Source organism: Escherichia sp. WS1152 (assembly GCF_046487665.1).
Lineage (GTDB): Bacteria > Pseudomonadota > Gammaproteobacteria > Enterobacterales > Enterobacteriaceae > Escherichia > Escherichia coli.
This window is the reverse complement of the sequence record NZ_JBJQJA010000008.1, coordinates 18,800-35,750: the sequence shown is the minus strand read 5'-3', so window position 1 is coordinate 35,750 and position 16,951 is coordinate 18,800. Positions and strand designations below refer to the sequence as shown.

General features: G+C 50.6%; 14 protein-coding genes and 1 other RNA gene. 6 read left to right on the top strand and 9 right to left on the bottom strand.

The genetic code is table 11. The features are described from left to right. Positions 1-3 precede the first annotated feature (3 nt). Entirely contained in the window at positions 4-1,290 is a 1,287-nt protein-coding gene (gene amtB, locus ACJHW7_RS14280) for an ammonium transporter AmtB (protein ID WP_000685029.1), read from the top strand. A 48-nt stretch (positions 1,291-1,338) separates the two neighbouring features. Here amtB and tesB read toward each other — a convergent pair whose 3' ends face one another. Beyond that, complete coding sequence (gene tesB / locus ACJHW7_RS14275; protein WP_000075876.1) at positions 1,339-2,199, bottom strand: acyl-CoA thioesterase II; 861 nt, start codon at positions 2,197-2,199, stop codon at positions 1,339-1,341. A gap of 217 nt (positions 2,200-2,416) precedes the next feature. On the opposite strand from tesB, the gene ACJHW7_RS14270 reads away from it, so the two are divergent. Further along, on the top strand, positions 2,417-2,989 hold the full coding sequence (locus ACJHW7_RS14270) for a YbaY family lipoprotein (protein ID WP_000779826.1): 573 nt from the start codon (positions 2,417-2,419) through the stop codon (positions 2,987-2,989). A 30-nt stretch (positions 2,990-3,019) separates the two neighbouring features. On the opposite strand, the gene ACJHW7_RS14265 is transcribed toward ACJHW7_RS14270, so the two are convergent. After that, positions 3,020-3,331, bottom strand: a complete 312-nt coding sequence (locus ACJHW7_RS14265) for an MGMT family protein (protein ID WP_000409911.1) — start codon at positions 3,329-3,331, stop codon at positions 3,020-3,022. A gap of 162 nt (positions 3,332-3,493) precedes the next feature. On the opposite strand from ACJHW7_RS14265, the gene ffs reads away from it, so the two are divergent. After that, positions 3,494-3,590: signal recognition particle sRNA small type (gene ffs, locus ACJHW7_RS14260), an RNA gene on the top strand. 119 nt (positions 3,591-3,709) lie between these two features. Beyond that, positions 3,710-4,063, top strand: coding sequence for a DUF1428 domain-containing protein (locus tag ACJHW7_RS14255; protein ID WP_000878140.1), 354 nt, complete (start codon positions 3,710-3,712; stop codon positions 4,061-4,063). A 41-nt stretch (positions 4,064-4,104) separates the two neighbouring features. Here ACJHW7_RS14255 and pdeB read toward each other — a convergent pair whose 3' ends face one another. The 7 genes from pdeB to acrA all read right to left on the bottom strand — a co-directional run bounded on the left by pdeB (position 4,105) and on the right by acrA (position 12,656). Continuing rightward, positions 4,105-5,655: a cyclic-guanylate-specific phosphodiesterase PdeB gene (gene pdeB, locus ACJHW7_RS14250; protein WP_001299455.1), complete on the bottom strand. Its 1,551-nt coding sequence runs from the start codon at positions 5,653-5,655 to the stop codon at positions 4,105-4,107. 163 nt (positions 5,656-5,818) lie between these two features. Beyond that, positions 5,819-6,289, bottom strand: a complete 471-nt coding sequence (locus ACJHW7_RS14245) for a YlaC family protein (RefSeq protein WP_000136192.1) — start codon at positions 6,287-6,289, stop codon at positions 5,819-5,821. A gap of 115 nt (positions 6,290-6,404) precedes the next feature. After that, on the bottom strand, positions 6,405-6,956 hold the full coding sequence (maa, locus tag ACJHW7_RS14240) for a maltose O-acetyltransferase (protein ID WP_000102564.1): 552 nt from the start codon (positions 6,954-6,956) through the stop codon (positions 6,405-6,407). 170 nt (positions 6,957-7,126) lie between these two features. Beyond that, positions 7,127-7,345 carry an HHA domain-containing protein gene (locus tag ACJHW7_RS14235; protein WP_001291435.1) on the bottom strand — a complete coding sequence of 73 codons (219 nt, stop codon included), beginning with the start codon at positions 7,343-7,345 and terminating at the stop codon, positions 7,127-7,129. Between the two features lie 25 nt (positions 7,346-7,370). Continuing rightward, entirely contained in the window at positions 7,371-7,745 is a 375-nt protein-coding gene (gene tomB / locus ACJHW7_RS14230; RefSeq protein ID WP_000344800.1) for an Hha toxicity modulator TomB, read from the bottom strand. A gap of 545 nt (positions 7,746-8,290) precedes the next feature. Then, positions 8,291-11,440 carry an efflux RND transporter permease AcrB gene (gene acrB / locus ACJHW7_RS14225; RefSeq protein WP_001132469.1) on the bottom strand — a complete coding sequence of 1,050 codons (3,150 nt, stop codon included), beginning with the start codon at positions 11,438-11,440 and terminating at the stop codon, positions 8,291-8,293. Between the two features lie 22 nt (positions 11,441-11,462). After that, complete coding sequence (gene acrA / locus ACJHW7_RS14220) at positions 11,463-12,656, bottom strand: multidrug efflux RND transporter periplasmic adaptor subunit AcrA (protein ID WP_001295324.1); 1,194 nt, start codon at positions 12,654-12,656, stop codon at positions 11,463-11,465. A 141-nt stretch (positions 12,657-12,797) separates the two neighbouring features. Between acrA and acrR the strand changes: the two genes are divergently transcribed. Further along, complete coding sequence (acrR, locus tag ACJHW7_RS14215) at positions 12,798-13,445, top strand: multidrug efflux transporter transcriptional repressor AcrR (protein ID WP_000101737.1); 648 nt, start codon at positions 12,798-12,800, stop codon at positions 13,443-13,445. Between the two features lie 127 nt (positions 13,446-13,572). Continuing rightward, positions 13,573-16,935 (top strand): mechanosensitive channel MscK, encoded by a 3,363-nt coding sequence (gene mscK, locus ACJHW7_RS14210; RefSeq protein ID WP_410233563.1) that lies wholly within the window; start codon positions 13,573-13,575, stop codon positions 16,933-16,935. The last annotated feature ends 16 nt before the right edge of the window (positions 16,936-16,951 follow it).

Below are 16,951 nucleotides of genomic sequence, written 5' to 3'. Positions count from 1 at the left end.
AAAATGAAGATAGCGACGATAAAAACTGGGCTTGCTTCACTGGCGATGCTGCCGGGACTGGTAATGGCTGCACCTGCGGTGGCCGATAAAGCCGACAATGCGTTTATGATGATTTGTACTGCTCTGGTGCTGTTTATGACTATTCCGGGGATTGCCCTGTTTTACGGTGGGTTGATTCGCGGCAAAAACGTTCTGTCGATGCTGACGCAGGTGACGGTGACATTCGCACTGGTCTGTATTCTCTGGGTGGTTTACGGTTACTCGCTGGCGTTTGGTGAGGGCAACAACTTCTTCGGCAACATTAACTGGCTGATGCTGAAAAACATCGAACTGACGGCGGTGATGGGCAGCATTTATCAGTATATCCACGTAGCGTTTCAGGGATCGTTTGCCTGCATTACCGTAGGCTTGATAGTTGGGGCGCTGGCGGAACGAATCCGCTTCTCAGCTGTGTTGATTTTCGTGGTGGTATGGCTGACGCTCTCTTACATTCCAATTGCGCATATGGTCTGGGGCGGTGGTTTGCTGGCTTCTCACGGTGCGCTGGATTTCGCGGGTGGCACAGTGGTGCACATTAACGCCGCAATCGCCGGTCTGGTGGGCGCGTATCTGATAGGAAAACGCGTGGGCTTCGGTAAAGAGGCGTTTAAACCGCACAACCTGCCGATGGTCTTCACCGGTACTGCCATTCTCTATATTGGTTGGTTTGGCTTTAACGCCGGGTCAGCGGGCACGGCGAATGAAATCGCGGCACTGGCATTTGTGAATACTGTGGTCGCAACGGCGGCGGCAATTCTTGGCTGGATCTTCGGTGAATGGGCGCTGCGTGGTAAGCCTTCTCTGCTGGGAGCGTGTTCTGGCGCGATTGCCGGTCTGGTCGGCGTGACGCCAGCGTGTGGCTACATTGGGGTTGGCGGCGCGTTGATTATCGGCGTGGTAGCTGGTCTGGCGGGCTTGTGGGGCGTTACTATGCTCAAACGCTTGCTGCGGGTGGATGATCCCTGCGATGTCTTCGGTGTGCACGGCGTTTGTGGCATTGTCGGCTGTATCATGACTGGGATTTTTGCCGCCAGTTCGCTGGGTGGCGTGGGCTTCGCTGAAGGCGTGACGATGGGCCATCAGTTGCTGGTACAGCTGGAAAGCATCGCCATTACGATCGTCTGGTCCGGTGTGGTGGCATTTATTGGCTACAAACTGGCGGATCTGACGGTTGGTCTGCGTGTACCGGAAGAGCAGGAGCGAGAAGGGCTGGATGTCAACAGTCACGGCGAGAATGCCTATAACGCGTAACAAGCACTGCAAAAAACAGCCGGACGGTTTTCACCTCCGGCTATTTTTTTAATTGTGATTACGCATCACCCCTTCCTGAACGGTCGAGGCAACCAGTACGCCGTCCTGGGTATAAAACTCACCGCGCACAAAGCCACGTGCGCTGGACGCCGAGGTGCTCTCCACGCTATACAGCAGCCATTCATTCAAATTAAACGGGCGATGGAACCACATGGAATGGTCAATGGTGGCAATCTGAATCCCCGGTTCGAGAAAACCGATGCCGTGCGGCTGTAGAGCTACCGGCAGGAAGTTAAGATCAGAAGCGTAACCGAGCAGATACTGATGAACGCGCAGGTCATCCGGCACGCTACCATTTGCGCGGATCCACACCTGACGATGTGGTTCTGCGACGTGACCTTTCAGTGGGTTATGAAACTCCACCGGACGGACTTCCAGCGGACGATCGCAGATGAATTTATCTTTAAGCACTGGCGGCAGCAGGTGCGCCAGCGATTGGGCGATTTGCGTTTCCGAAGGCAGGCCATCAGGCGCTGGCGCGGACGGCATTGTTTTTTGATGTTCGAAACCCGCTTCTGGTGCCTGGAAAGAGGCCGTCATATAAAAAATCGGTTTGCCGTTTTGAATAGCAGCAACCCGGCGGGCGCTGAAGCTGTTACCGTCACGCAGCGTTTCGACATCATAAATAATCGGTTTCTTACTATCGCCTGGGCGAAGAAAGTAGCTGTGAAACGAATGTACCAGCCGCTCTTCCGGGACGGTCTCTTTTGCAGCATACAAGGCCTGACCCACGACCTGGCCGCCAAACACCTGGCGTAAACCTAAATCTTCACTCTGGCCGCGAAAGAGTCCTTCCTCAATTTTTTCCAGATTTAACAATGTCAGTAAATTTTTGAGCGCCTGACTCATATAACTCTCCAGTAACAAAGCTGCCGCAGCAAGCCAAAGTGAGTTGAGTATAACGCAAATTTGCCACTGGTCCGATGGGTGCAATAATCTGAATTACGGGCTAATTACAGGCAGAAATGCGTGATGTGTGCCACACTTATTGACGTTACTATTTTGTTAACCACTCTTCCGGCGAGGAAAGTTAGCCCGCTGGTGCATTGATAATAAGGAGAAATGAATGAAACTCGTGCACATGGCCAGTGGTTTAGCGGTTGCGATTGCGTTGGCGGCTTGCGCAGATAAAAGCGCGGATATTCAGACGCCAGCCCCGGCTGCAAATACGTCTATTTCAGCAACACAACAACCTGCTATCCAGCAACCGAATGTCTCCGGTACCGTCTGGATCCGGCAGAAAGTCGCACTGCCGCCTGATGCTGTGCTGACCGTGACACTTTCTGACGCGTCGTTAGCCGATGCACCGTCAAAAGTGCTGGCGCAGAAAGCGGTGCGTACCGAAGGTAAACAGTCACCATTCAGCTTTGTTCTGCCATTTAATCCGGCAGATGTTCAGCCGAACGCGCGTATTCTGTTGAGTGCGGCGATTACCGTGAATGACAAACTGGTATTTATTACCGATACCGTTCAGCCGGTGATCAACAAGGGCGGAACTAAAGCCGACCTGACATTGGTGCCGGTGCAGCAAACCGCCGTGCCGGTTCAGGCCAGCGGTGGTGCAACGACTACCGTACCTTCGACTTCACCAACTCAGGTGAATCCGTCTTCGGCAGTTCCAGCTCCTACGCAATATTAAGCGACGTTAACCCTCTCCGCCCGGAGAGGGTTAGTAGTTCCAGCGATAACGCTGCAAGTCGATTTGCCCGCTTCCCGATACCATCACACCTTCTGCCAGTAATGCCTGTCGCTGACGCTGTAAATCCGGTCCGGTTAGCGAAATTGTGCCGTGGCGATTAACCACCCGGTGCCAGGGTAAGGTGCTGCCTTCAGGGAGACGCTTTAACACACCGCCCACCTGGCGCGCGGCGCGGGGCGATCCCGCCAGTTTCGCCACATCACCGTAAGTGGTGACATAGCCTTCGGGAATAGCGGCGACGATTTGCCAGACGCGTTGGGGAAATGAATCTTCTTTTTCCATCTTTTCTTCCTGAGGTAATTTTTCAGCATAATCTGGAAAAACGCCCGAGTGAAGTCGCATTGCGCAAGAAACCAGCATCTGGCACGCGATGGGTTGCAATTAGCCGGGGCAGCAGTGATAATGCGCCTGCGCGTTGGTTCTCAACGCTCTCAATGGGGGCTCTGTTGGTTCTCCCGCAACGCTACTCTGTTTACCAGGTCAGGTCCGGAAGGAAGCAGCCAAGGCAGATGACGCGTGTGCCGGGATGTAGCTGGCAGGGCCCCCACCCATTTCTGCCTCCCACCGTTTCGTCAAAAAAAACCAACATGGCTAAACTTTAACCACAACTGACGTCGCAAGAATTGTCTGGCTGCGCAGTACGCTTCGGAGGTATGTCTGATGAAGTATGTTGATGGTTTTGTGGTTGCCGTTCCTGCCGATAAAAAGGATGCCTATCGGGAAATGGCCGCTAAGGCTGCGCCATTGTTTAAAGAGTTTGGCGCGCTTCGTATTGTCGAATGCTGGGCCAGCGATGTACCGGATGGCAAAGTGACCGATTTTCGTATGGCGGTGAAAGCGGAAGAGAATGAAGAGGTTGTCTTTAGCTGGATTGAATACCCTTCAAAAGAGGTCCGCGACGCTGCTAATCAAAAGATGATGTCGGACCCACGGATGAAAGAGTTCGGCGAGTCCATGCCGTTTGACGGCAAGCGAATGATCTATGGCGGATTCGAGTCAATCATCGACGAATAGGTAGCGTGACGGGCTGTGCGGCGTGCCGTCAGCCCAAAAATTCACAAATGTTGCTCGGCCCAGCGTAAGAAATCTTCTTTCGGTAATGCCTTGCTGTAGAGCCAGCCCTGACCGTAGTGCACGCCATGCTGGCGTAGCCACTCTTCTTGTTTACTGGTTTCGATTCCCTCCGCTACCATTTTCAGTTTCAGTGTTTTTGCCATTTCGATGATATGCGGCGTGACATTTTTATATTCCAGCGCATCAACGAAAGATTTATCGATCTTCAGAATGTCGACATCCAGATCCTGTAAATAACTTAAACTTGAATATCCCGTACCAAAATCATCAAGATAAATTTCATGGCCCGCCTCCCGGTAGCGAGAAATTATCGGGGCGCTGGTTTTCGGATCGGCAAACTCGCGTTCAGTGAGTTCAAGCGCGATCTGTCTGGGATTAACCTGATAGTGATTGATCATTTCACGCAGCAATTGCGGGATTTTTTCCGAGGTGAGCACGGTGGATTCAAGATTGATCGAAATATGCTGCTGTGGATGCTGACGCAGCCAGTCGCCCATATCTTCAAAGACGCTTCTTATAATCAGTAGCGTCAATGGCTCAGAAAGGCCCGTTTGCTGTGCCAGCGGAATAAAACTATCTGGTGACAACCAACTACCGTCTGTCTGCGGCCAGCGCGCCAGTGCCTCAGCACCGACAATTTTGCCATTGGCTAAGGAGACAATCGGCTGATAGTGCACGCAAATATCACGATTTTCGATAGCATCCTGCAGCCGATGATGCGGTGACTGGATACGGCGCAAAATACGCAGCACAAACATCGCTGCCAGCAGGCCAATCACCAACCCGAGCGGTAACCAAATAAAGACTTGCCGATGCCAGCCTTTCTGCAACATTTTCGTTGAAGCCCAGGTGATGATCGAAATATTCATCTCCGGGAAGGGCAGGATATCGTAAATGATTCCATTATTTTCGATATGCTCACCGGGTGTTTTTTGTAGCCTGGTAATAATTCCCTGAGCAATTTCATCGCTGCTGGTTATGACAACGTTATGGGCATTGCCAATAATGGCGGCATCAATTTGCCATGAGCTATAGGGAATGACATCAATAAAGGAAGCGGGGTCGATCATGACGACATAATGTGCCGTTCCCATGGCGACCATGTAACGGATAATGCCTAAATCGTTATGCGATGTTAACCAGACACGATAACCATCTTTCGAAATTTTACCTGGCTCGGGGAAGGTATCGGGCGGACTTTCATGCTCCAGAGACGAACACTGGGGAACGTTGTTATCGATATAAACCACTTCCTGAATATAGCGATAACTGTAAGATACCCGACGCATTTCCATGAGATGGGCTTCGCTACAGGCAGCGCCTTGCCATCTTTCCAGCTCTTGCAGCGCATCTTTCCCTTGTGTCGCCACCTTATTGGCCCGAATAGCGACGCGGGAGGAATAGGTATCCAGCTCTTCAATAAACGATGTTTCTACCTGCTGATGGGCCAGCCAGATGCTTAAGCCGACAGGCAGCAATACTGAAAGAATCAGTACTCCCGAAATAAGGCCGACCAGATGTCGTGTTCTCACCAGCATATCCTTATTAACACAGTGTAGGGAAAGTATATCTGATTGTGGAAAAAGGCTGGCAGGAGATAAGGAGGTAGAGCTGGTATTTCATGAAGTGATGGGTGGAAACGATCATTGTCATTTGACCAGGCGCAGAGCTTTACGCCTGGTATGTAACCCTAACTTAAGATGTTGATTCGGCGCGAGCGAGGGTAAAAATATCGTAAAAAGACAGTTCACCTTTACGGACGATCATTTTTTGCAGTTGTTCCTTATGAACATCCGCGACACGCGGAGAGTTCAAGATGGCTTCAACCAGCGCGGCAGGTACAAAGCGCGTGTTGTACCATTCGCCGTTATAGCAAACGCGGAAATCCAGCACGTCGATATCTTCATAGCGGTAGCGTGGGTAGACATCGAAAAAGAAGAAACCATTAAGCAGGATAAATAATACAACCAGTAGCCAGACAGAGCCTGACAGCGTTTCGGACTGCAACATCACCGCCAGGGTGGCAAAAAAAGCAACGTACATACCGATAAACAGCCCCGGATGTTTACGGATAAAACTGATACTAAAGCGGGGTTTGTTGTCGCGTTTTTCGCGGGTATTCAGAGACTCAATCGTTTCGGTCAGCAGGCGTTGTATTTCGGTCATCGTTTGCCTTCGTGGTATCTGCAACTTTCCAGGGAACACCCTATTTTAACGTGGGAATAGTAGAGGGGAAGTAACAGATCTACCACAATTTTGCATAACAGTTGCGAAAAACCGATTACAATTTTTTAATTATTCTGGCTGGATTACCGCCCACGACAACGTTGTCCGGGACATCTTTTGTGACAACTGCACCTGAGGCTACCACGACGTTATCACCAATGGTCACACCAGGGTTAATGACCGCGCGTCCGCCAATCCAGACGTTATTACCGATGGTGACGGGTTTCCCCAGTTCAGCACCGCTATTACGTGCTACAGGGTCGATGGGATGTGTTGCCGTGTAGATATGAACGCCTGGTGCCAACATACAGTTATCACCGATGCGAATAGGGCAGACATCAAGCATCACGCAATCGAAGTTGGCGAAAAAATTATTACCGAGAAAAATGTTATAGCCATAGTCACAGCGAAACGTTGGCTCAATATAAGCCTCTGTCACCTGACCGAATAGATCAGCGAGAATTTGCTGGCGTAATGTGTGCTCTTCCGCCAGGGAATGATTGTATCGGTGAATAAGCTGACGAGCGCGCAGGCGATCGCGAGATAACGTCTCATCTGCCGAGCGATACAACTCACCAGCAATCATCTTTTCTTTTTCTGTGCTCATTACTGACCTCCGGTTGCTGAAAATGCGGCAACACAGTAAGACGAAAAGTCAGTGAAGAGAACGTTCCCATTACATCTGTGTGATAAAGATCACATAGGGTATGTCTTCATGGTGAAAAGTATAAAATTCTTAATAAACAGCCGGTTATAGCTCCGAAAGCGAATTATTTATTAGCGAATAAATTTCCATACTGAGGAAGGGATCTTGTCGTATAGTTTATTCATGGTCAATTCGGCGAGGCGGTGATCTGCGGCTGAGTAAAATACCGCCAGTTCATTATCTGATAATTCGTATTTATTTTTCTCGATAACACGCTCCAGCGTGTCAATTGTCTGGCAACGACGTAAACGCATTAAATAATCGGTTTTCGTTAAAGGTTTTTCGGACATACTTCTACCCATGGTTGTAATAATTCTAACAAGATAAACTCGCAGGATTCTCTTTCGTCGCATTGACAAAACAACGGAATAGTCGATTACCTGACTTCCGCCATTTCTGAAGATCCTGCATATTAATACCATAACTGCTGAACAACATAAAGGTGTCATCCAGATATTCGTCGATCTGCTCAATGAGCTTATTGTCTTCATTATACTTAATTTTGTAATTAAGTGCGAAGGTCGCAATATGCTCAATCAGTTCATTCAACTGGAGGTTGATCGCCGAGGTTGGGTCGTTAACCCAGCCATGATTGCTTTCTTCAAGGTTTGCAAGACAGTCATGATACAGGGTTTCACAGAGAAACTTAAGCTGTGCGATATCATGTCTTTTGGGTGAGTATTCATCCATAACGCGTCCCCTTCTTAGCGGTTGAACTAACGGACACCTTTCGGGATGGAAAAAACTTACTGACCTGGACTTGCCCTCTCGTTTGTTAGCTTAACTATAAGCCACTCTTTGCAGGTTTTCATCGCATTATTACGAAAAATTACAATTAGGAAGGAATCGGGACAGGACTCACTTTTTCATACTAGCACTAACCCGCAGCAGGTAAAAGCAGTTTGCTCGAACTGTTCATAACATTTCAGGATTATCGCCAGATGAAATTGGTGACACTAATACCAGGATTGCTCTGAATATGACGTAATAACCGAGGAATGAATAAAGAATTACCGCAAATAATTAAGAATAGCCTCTAAATGATTATGGATTATTAAATCTATTAGCGCTACTTAATATAAATTAACTAACAATCAGTATTTTTTATGAATTTTATACGTGGTTAATACTGGTTTTCGTATGAGATCCTGAGTTGGTGGTTCAATTACTCCTTAATGTTCGTAGGTTATGCATAAAAAAGGCCGCTTGCGCGGCCTTAGTGATTACACGTTGTATCAATGATGATCGACAGTATGGCTGTGCTCGATATCTTCATTCTTGCGGCTAAAGCGGCGGCGAACCACCACAAAGAATACCGGAACGAAGAAGATTGCCAGTACCGTTGCGGTCACCATCCCGCCCATTACACCGGTACCTACTGCGTTCTGCGCGCCGGAACCAGCACCAGTACTGATAACCAGCGGCATAACGCCGAGGATAAACGCCAGCGAGGTCATCAGGATCGGACGTAAACGCATCCGCACTGCATCAAGCGTCGCTTCAATCAGACCTTTACCTTCTTTATCCATCAAGTCTTTGGCGAATTCGACGATAAGTATCGCGTTCTTCGCCGACAACCCAATGGTTGTGAGCAGGCCTACCTGGAAGTAAACGTCATTGGTCAGGCCACGGAAGGTGGCAGCCAGCAACGCACCGATAACCCCCAGCGGAACGACCAGCATAACGGAGAACGGAATCGACCAGCTCTCGTACAGCGCCGCCAGACACAGGAATACGACAATCAACGAAATCGCGTACAGTGAAGGTGCCTGGTTGCCGGAGAGGCGTTCCTGATAGGACATCCCCGTCCAGTCATAGCCAACACCGGTAGGCAGTTTGCTCGCCAGTTGTTCCATCAGCTCCATTGCTTCACCGGTACTTTTACCCGGTGCCGCCTGGCCTAAGATTTCCATGGATGGCAGGCCATTGTAACGTTCCAGACGCGGCGAACCGTACTCCCAACGAGAAGAGGAGAATGCCGAGAACGGCACCATCTGACCATCAGCAGCACGAACATACCAGTCGCCGATATCATCCGGCAGCATACGGTATTTCGCTTCTGACATGACGTAAACTTTCTTCACACGACCGCGGTCGATAAAGTCGTTCACATAGCTACCGCCCCATGCAGCGCCCAGAGTGGTGTTAATGTCATTGATAGAAACACCCAGCGCCTGCGCTTTTTCCTGGTCGATATCAATCTTAAACTGCGGGGTATCTTCCAGACCGTTTGGACGTACGCTGGTCAACATATCAGGGTGCTTCGCTGCTTCTGCAAGCAACTGGTTACGCGCCTGAGTCAGTTTTTCGTGACCAAGGCCAGCCTGGTCAATCAGCTCAAAGTCAAAGCCGGTTGCAGTACCCAGTTCCACGATTGCGGGCAGGTTAAAGGCGAAAACCATCGCATCTTTGATTTGCGAGAAAGCGCGTGTTGCACGCATGGTAATCGCTTCAACTTTGTTTTCTTCGCCCGGACGATCGGCCCAGTCCTTCAAGGAAACGAACGCAATACCGGTATTCTGACCACGTCCCGCAAAGCCGAAGCCGTTAACGGCGAACACCGACTCAACGTTGTTCTTTTCTTTGGTCAGATAGTAATGCGTTACCTCATTGAGCACTTTCTGCGTACGTTCCTGCGTTGCACCTGCTGGCAGCTGAACCATGGTCATAAATACGCCCTGGTCCTCATCTGGCAAGAAGGAGCTTGGCAGACGCACGAACAGATAGGCCATGCCGACCACGATGATCAGATACAGCACCAGGTAACGCCCCGTACTGCGCAGAATACCGCCTACGCTGTCGGTGTAGTGGTGCGTGCTCTTCTCGAACATGCGGTTAAACCAGCCGAAGAAGCCTTTTTTACCTTCCCCGTGATCGCCTTTGGCAATCGGTTTCAGCATGGTGGCACAAAGAGCCGGAGTCAGGATCAACGCTACCAGTACCGACAGCGCCATTGCTGAAACAATGGTAATAGAGAACTGACGATAGATAGCACCAGTAGAACCGCCAAAGAAGGCCATCGGTACGAATACCGCCGACAGTACCATCGCGATACCGACCAGAGCGCCCTGAATCTGCCCCATCGACTTACGGGTAGCTTCTTTTGGCGGCAAACCTTCTTCCGCCATAACACGCTCCACGTTTTCTACCACAACGATAGCGTCATCCACCAACAAGCCGATAGCGAGCACCATCCCGAACATTGTTAGCGTGTTTATCGAGAAGCCAAAGGCGGCAAGGACGGCAAAGGTCCCGAGCAATACCACCGGTACGGCAATGGTCGGAATCAACGTCGCGCGGAAGTTCTGCAGGAACAGATACATAACCAGGAACACGAGGATGATCGCTTCGACCAGCGTTTTAACCACTTCGTGAATAGAGATTTTCACGAACGGCGTGGTGTCGTACGGGTAAACAATTTTCAGACCCGACGGGAAGAACGGTTCCATCTTCGCCAGTTCAGCACGGATTGCCGCAGCGGTATCCAGCGCGTTTGCACCGGTCGCCAGCTTGATCCCCAGACCGGAAGCCGGTTGGCCGTTAAACTCTGCGATGATGTCGTAGTTCTCACCACCCAGCTCAATCTTCGCCACATCACGCAGCAGTACGCGGGAACCATCTTGATTCACTTTCAGCAGGATTTTGCCGAACTCTTCAGTAGAGGTCAGACGCGTCTGAGCAATAATAGAGGCGTTAAGCTGTTGGCCTTTCACCGGCGGCGTACCACCGAGCTGACCCGCCGCAACCTGGGCGTTCTGCGCTTTGATGGCGGTAATGACATCAACCGGCGTTAGCTGGAATTTGTTCAGCTCATTCGGGTTCATCCAGATACGCATCGCGTACTGTGAACCGAACAACTGAACATCACCCACGCCCGACGTACGGCTGATGGCATCTTTCATATTCGCCGCTACGTAGTCAGAGATATCCTCCTGCGTCATGGTGCCATCGGTGTTGATAACGCCGACAACCATCAGGAAGCTGCTGGATGATTTCTCAACGCTCACCCCTTGCTGCTGAACTTCTTGCGGCAGCAACGGCATCGCCAGCTGCAGTTTGTTCTGCACCTGAACCTGCGCGATATCCGCATCAGTACCAGACTCAAAGGTCAGGGTGATCTGCACGGTACCCGTGGAGTCACTGTTAGAGGACATGTACATCAGGTTATCGATACCGTTCATATTCTGTTCGATAACCTGTGTCACCGTGTCCTGCACTGTTTTCGCATCAGCGCCGGGGTAGGAGGCGGAGATCGTTACTGCCGGCGGTGCAATCGTAGGATATTGCGCCACCGGCAGTTTGAGGATCGCCAGCCCCCCTGCCAACATGATGATAATGGCGATCACCCACGCAAAAATCGGGCGATCGATAAAGAAATTAGGCATGTCTTAACGGCTCCTGTTTAAGTTAAGACTTGGACTGTTCAGGCTGAGCACCGCTTGCGGCTTGCTGGTTATTATCAGCGGTAACTTCTTGTGCTTTTACCTGGACACCAGGACGCACTTTCTGCAGCCCACTTATTACTACGCGATCGCCTGCTTTCAGACCTTCTGTCACCAGCCACTTATCGCCAATAGCCTGGCTTGCAACGATCGGACGGGTTTCCACTTTGTCATCCGCGCCAACTACCAGTACGGTGGCATCACCACGCGGCGTACGGGTTACGCCCTGTTGCGGGACTAAAATAGCGTTTGGATTAAGCCCTTCTTCCAGACGTGCGCGCACGAACATACCCGGCAGCAGAGTGTGATCCGGGTTCGGGAAGATAGCGCGTAGGGTGATAGACCCAGTGGTCTGATCAACGGTAACGTCAGAGAATTCCAGCGTACCGTCCTGCGGGAACTTAATGCCGTCACTGGTGATCAGCGACACTTTGGCTTTGCCGTTCTCTTGTTTCAGCGTGCCATTCGCCAGTTCCTGTTTCAGGCGCAGGAAGTCGTTGCTGGACTGGGTCACATCAACGTAGATCGGATCAAGTTGCTGCACGGTTGCCAGCGCAGTCGCCTGACCGTTCTGTACCAATGCGCCTTCCGTCACGTTCGACTTACCAATGCGACCGCTAATCGGAGAGGTGACTTTGGTGTAAGCCAGATTGATCCGCGCAGTTTCAACGGCAGCTTTCGCCGCAGTTACCGCAGCATTCGCCTGTTGCGCATCAGCCAGAGCCTGATCGTACTCTTGCTTACTGATGTACTGAGTACCGAGCAGTTTCTGATAACGATTCACCGTCAATTGCGCGATATTGGCTGCAGCCTGGGCTTTCGCCAGATCACCTTTCGCACTGTCGTATGTCGCCTGATAGGTCGCAGGATCAATCTGATAGAGAGAGACACCTGCTTCGATGTCGCTACCTTCTTTGAAATTACGCTTCAGGATAATCCCGCTAACTTGAGGACGAACTTCTGCGATCCGGTAGGCACTGGTGCGACCCGGAAGCTCGGTTGTGATCTGCAGAGGTTCAGTTTTGACTGTTACTACGCCAACGGCGGGCATCTGCTGGCCACCTTGTTGGGCCTGTTTGTCGTCACATCCTGTTAGGGCTAAGCTGCCTGAGAGCATCAGAACGACCGCCAGAGGCGTAAACCCTCTGTTTTTGTTCATATGTAAACCTCGAGTGTCCGATTTCAAATTGGTCAATGGTCAAAAGTTAATAAACCCATTGCTGCGTTTATATTATCGTCGTGCTATGGTACATACATTCACAAATGTATGTAAATCTAACGCCTGTAAATTCACGAACATATGGCACGAAAAACCAAACAAGAAGCGCAAGAAACGCGCCAACACATCCTCGATGTGGCTCTACGTCTTTTCTCACAGCAGGGGGTATCATCCACCTCGCTGGGCGAGATTGCAAAAGCAGCTGGCGTTACGCGCGGTGCAATCTACTGGCATTTTAAAGACAAGTCGGATTTGTTCAGTGAGATCTGGGAACTGTCAGAATCCAATATTGGTGAACTAGAGCTTGAGTATCAGGCAAAATTCCCTGGCGATCCACTCTCAGTATTAAGAGAGATATTAATTCATGTTCTTGAATCCACGGTGACAGAAGAACGACGTCGATTATTGATGGAGATTATATTCCACAAATGCGAATTTGTCGGAGAAATGGCTGTTGTGCAACAGGCACAACGTAATCTCTGTCTGGAAAGTTATGACCGTATAGAACAAACGTTAAAACATTGTATTGAAGCGAAAATGTTGCCTGCGGATTTAATGACGCGTCGGGCAGCAATTATTATGCGCGGCTATATTTCCGGCCTGATGGAAAACTGGCTCTTTGCCCCGCAATCTTTTGATCTTAAAAAAGAAGCCCGCGATTACGTCGCCATCTTACTGGAGATGTATCTCCTGTGCCCCACGCTTCGTAATCCTGCCACTAACGAATAACCCTGAATCTGACTCCAGGATTTTTCCTGGACATTTTCGTCGTTGCTATTCTGGTTCACTGCGTCGTGATATTCTTGCGGTTTGACTTTTTCAGGTCGTTCTTCAGGTTCAGAAACCTTCATTCATCATGACTATGTTCCAGTATTACAAACGATCACGGCATTTTGTTTTTTCAGCATTTATTGCTTTTGTTTTTGTCTTGTTATGCCAGAACACGGCGTTTGCGCGGGCGTCATCGAATGGTGATCTGCCGACAAAAGCGGACCTGCAGGCGCAACTTGACTCACTAAATAAACAAAAAGATCTTTCTGCTCAGGACAAACTGGTGCAGCAGGATCTGACAGATACATTAGCCACCCTCGATAAAATCGATCGCATAAAAGAAGAGACAGTTCAGCTACGGCAAAAAGTCGCTGAAGCGCCGGAAAAAATGCGCCAGGCGACCGCGGCGTTAACAGCACTTAGCGATGTCGATAACGACGAAGAAACGCGCAAAATTCTGAGTACGCTTTCGTTGCGCCAGCTGGAAACTCGCGTTGCCCAGGCGCTGGACGATTTGCAAAACGCACAAAACGATCTGGCGTCTTATAACAGCCAGCTGGTTTCGTTACAGACGCAGCCCGAACGCGTGCAAAATGCGATGTATAACGCTTCGCAGCAGCTGCAACAAATTCGCAGTCGTCTGGATGGGACTGATGTCGGCGAGACTGCCTTACGTCCCAGCCAGAAAGTGTTAATGCAGGCTCAGCAGGCGTTGCTGAATGCGGAGATTGACCAGCAGCGTAAAAGCCTGGAAGGGAACACCGTCTTGCAGGATACCTTGCAAAAGCAACGTGATTACGTGACGGCGAACAGCGCCCGTCTGGAGCACCAGTTGCAGCTGTTGCAAGAAGCGGTAAACAGCAAGCGCCTGACTTTAACTGAAAAAACGGCGCAGGAAGCCGTCTCCCCGGATGAAGCCGCGCGTATTCAGGCTAATCCGCTGGTGAAACAGGAACTGGAAATTAACCAGCAGTTAAGTCAGCGTCTGATTACCGCGACTGAAAACGGTAATCAGTTGATGCAGCAAAACATTAAAGTCAAAAACTGGCTGGAGCGGGCGCTGCAATCGGAACGCAATATTAAAGAGCAGATTGCCGTCCTGAAGGGCAGCCTGCTGTTGTCTCGTATCCTTTACCAGCAACAACAAACGCTGCCCTCGGCGGATGAACTGGAAAACATGACCAACCGCATCGCGGATTTGCGTCTCGAACAGTTTGAAGTTAACCAGCAGCGTGATGCACTCTTCCAGAGCGATGCGTTCGTCAACAAACTGGAAGAAGGTCACACCAACGAAGTCAACAGCGAAGTTCACGATGCGTTATTGCAAGTGGTTGATATGCGTCGCGAATTGCTGGATCAACTCAACAAACAGTTGGGTAACCAGCTGATGATGGCCATTAACCTGCAAATCAACCAGCAGCAGTTAATGAGCGTATCGAAAAACCTGAAATCCATCCTGACTCAGCAAATCTTTTGGGTGAACAGTAACCGTCCAATGGACTGGGACTGGATCAAAGCGTTCCCGCAAAGCCTGAAAGATGAATTTAAGTCGATGAAAATCACGGTGAACTGGGAAAAAGCCTGGCCTGCCGTTTTTATCGCTTTCCTCGCTGGTTTGCCGCTGCTGTTGATTGCCGGGCTGATCCACTGGCGTCTGGGCTGGCTGAAAGCGTATCAACAGAAACTGGCTTCCGCTGTGGGTTCCCTGCGTAACGATAGCCAGCTCAACACACCAAAAGCGATCCTTATCGACCTGATCCGCGCGCTGCCGGTGTGCCTGATTATTCTCGCGGTTGGCCTGATTCTGTTGACCATGCAGCTCAACATCAGCGAACTGCTATGGTCGTTCAGTAAAAAACTGGCGATTTTCTGGATGGTGTTTGGCCTGTGCTGGAAGGTACTGGAGAAAAATGGCGTTGCCGTGCGTCACTTCGGCATGCCGGAGCAGCAGACCAGCCACTGGCGTCGGCAAATTGTCCGCATCAGTCTCGCGTTGCTGCCTATCCATTTCTGGTCTGTGGTGGCAGAACTTTCCCCGCTGCATCTGATGGATGATGTGCTGGGGCAGGCGATGATTTTCTTCAACCTGCTGCTGATTGCCTTCCTGGTATGGCCAATGTGCCGCGAAAGCTGGCGTGATAAAGAGTCGCACACCATGCGACTGGTCACCATTACCGTGCTGTCGATTATCCCGATTGCATTGATGGTGCTGACTGCCACGGGTTATTTCTACACCACGCTGCGCCTCTCCGGGCGTTGGATTGAAACCGTTTATCTGGTGATCATCTGGAACTTGCTCTACCAGACGGTATTGCGCGGCTTAAGCGTAGCGGCGCGGCGTATCGCCTGGCGTCGTGCGCTGGCGCGTCGGCAGAATCTGGTGAAAGAGGGCGCAGAAGGTGCCGAACCGCCGGAAGAACCCACCATTGCACTGGAGCAAGTTAACCAGCAGACGCTGCGTATTACCATGTTGCTGATGTTTGCGCTGTTCGGTGTCATGTTCTGGGCAATTTGGTCCGATTTGATCACCGTGTTCAGCTATCTCGACAGCATCACGCTCTGGCATTACAACGGCACTGAAGCTGGCGCTGCGGTGGTGAAAAACGTCACCATGGGCAGTCTGTTGTTTGCGATTATCGCCTCAATGGTGGCCTGGGCGTTGATTCGCAACCTGCCTGGTTTACTGGAAGTGCTGGTGCTCTCGCGACTGAATATGCGTCAGGGCGCGTCGTATGCCATTACTACCATCCTTAACTACATCATTATTGCCGTTGGTGCGATGACGGTGTTCGGATCGCTGGGCGTCTCTTGGGATAAACTCCAGTGGCTGGCCGCAGCATTATCCGTAGGTCTTGGTTTTGGTTTACAAGAAATTTTCGGTAACTTCGTCTCCGGTTTGATCATTCTGTTCGAACGTCCGGTGCGTATTGGCGATACGGTAACCATTGGTAGCTTCTCGGGGACGGTAAGTAAGATCCGTATTCGTGCGACAACGATTACCGATTTCGATCGCAAAGAAGTGATCATCCCGAACAAAGCGTTTGTTACCGAGCGTCTGATCAACTGGTCGTTGACTGACACTACTACGCGTCTGGTGATCCGTCTCGGCGTGGCCTATGGCTCCGATCTGGAAAAAGTGCGTAAAGTGTTACTGAAGGCGGCGACTGAGCACCCAAGGGTGATGCACGAACCAATGCCGGAAGTCTTCTTTACGGCGTTTGGTGCCAGCACGTTGGATCATGAGCTGCGTCTGTATGTGCGTGAACTGCGTGACCGTAGTCGTACTGTCGATGAGCTGAACCGTACTATCGATCAGCTGTGCCGTGAAAACGACATCAACATTGCCTTTAACCAGCTTGAAGTGCATCTGCACAACGAGAAGGGCGATGAGGTGACGGAAGTCAAACGCGACTACAAAGGCGATGACCCGACGCCAGCGGTAGGGTAATAACCAAAGGGGGCGA

Coding starts and splice junctions, on each gene's coding strand:
- mscK (WP_410233563.1), top strand. CDS start 13,573: ATGACTATGTTCCAGTATTACAAACGATCACGGCATTTTGTTTTTTCA.
- acrR (WP_000101737.1), top strand. CDS start 12,798: ATGGCACGAAAAACCAAACAAGAAGCGCAAGAAACGCGCCAACACATC.
- ACJHW7_RS14270 (WP_000779826.1), top strand. CDS start 2,417: ATGAAACTCGTGCACATGGCCAGTGGTTTAGCGGTTGCGATTGCGTTG.
- ACJHW7_RS14255 (WP_000878140.1), top strand. CDS start 3,710: ATGAAGTATGTTGATGGTTTTGTGGTTGCCGTTCCTGCCGATAAAAAG.
- amtB (WP_000685029.1), top strand. CDS start 4: ATGAAGATAGCGACGATAAAAACTGGGCTTGCTTCACTGGCGATGCTG.
- acrB (WP_001132469.1), bottom strand. CDS start 11,440: ATGCCTAATTTCTTTATCGATCGCCCGATTTTTGCGTGGGTGATCGCC.
- ACJHW7_RS14245 (WP_000136192.1), bottom strand. CDS start 6,289: ATGACCGAAATACAACGCCTGCTGACCGAAACGATTGAGTCTCTGAAT.
- tomB (WP_000344800.1), bottom strand. CDS start 7,745: ATGGATGAATACTCACCCAAAAGACATGATATCGCACAGCTTAAGTTT.
- ACJHW7_RS14265 (WP_000409911.1), bottom strand. CDS start 3,331: ATGGAAAAAGAAGATTCATTTCCCCAACGCGTCTGGCAAATCGTCGCC.
- ACJHW7_RS14235 (WP_001291435.1), bottom strand. CDS start 7,345: ATGTCCGAAAAACCTTTAACGAAAACCGATTATTTAATGCGTTTACGT.
- tesB (WP_000075876.1), bottom strand. CDS start 2,199: ATGAGTCAGGCGCTCAAAAATTTACTGACATTGTTAAATCTGGAAAAA.
- maa (WP_000102564.1), bottom strand. CDS start 6,956: ATGAGCACAGAAAAAGAAAAGATGATTGCTGGTGAGTTGTATCGCTCG.
- acrA (WP_001295324.1), bottom strand. CDS start 12,656: ATGAACAAAAACAGAGGGTTTACGCCTCTGGCGGTCGTTCTGATGCTC.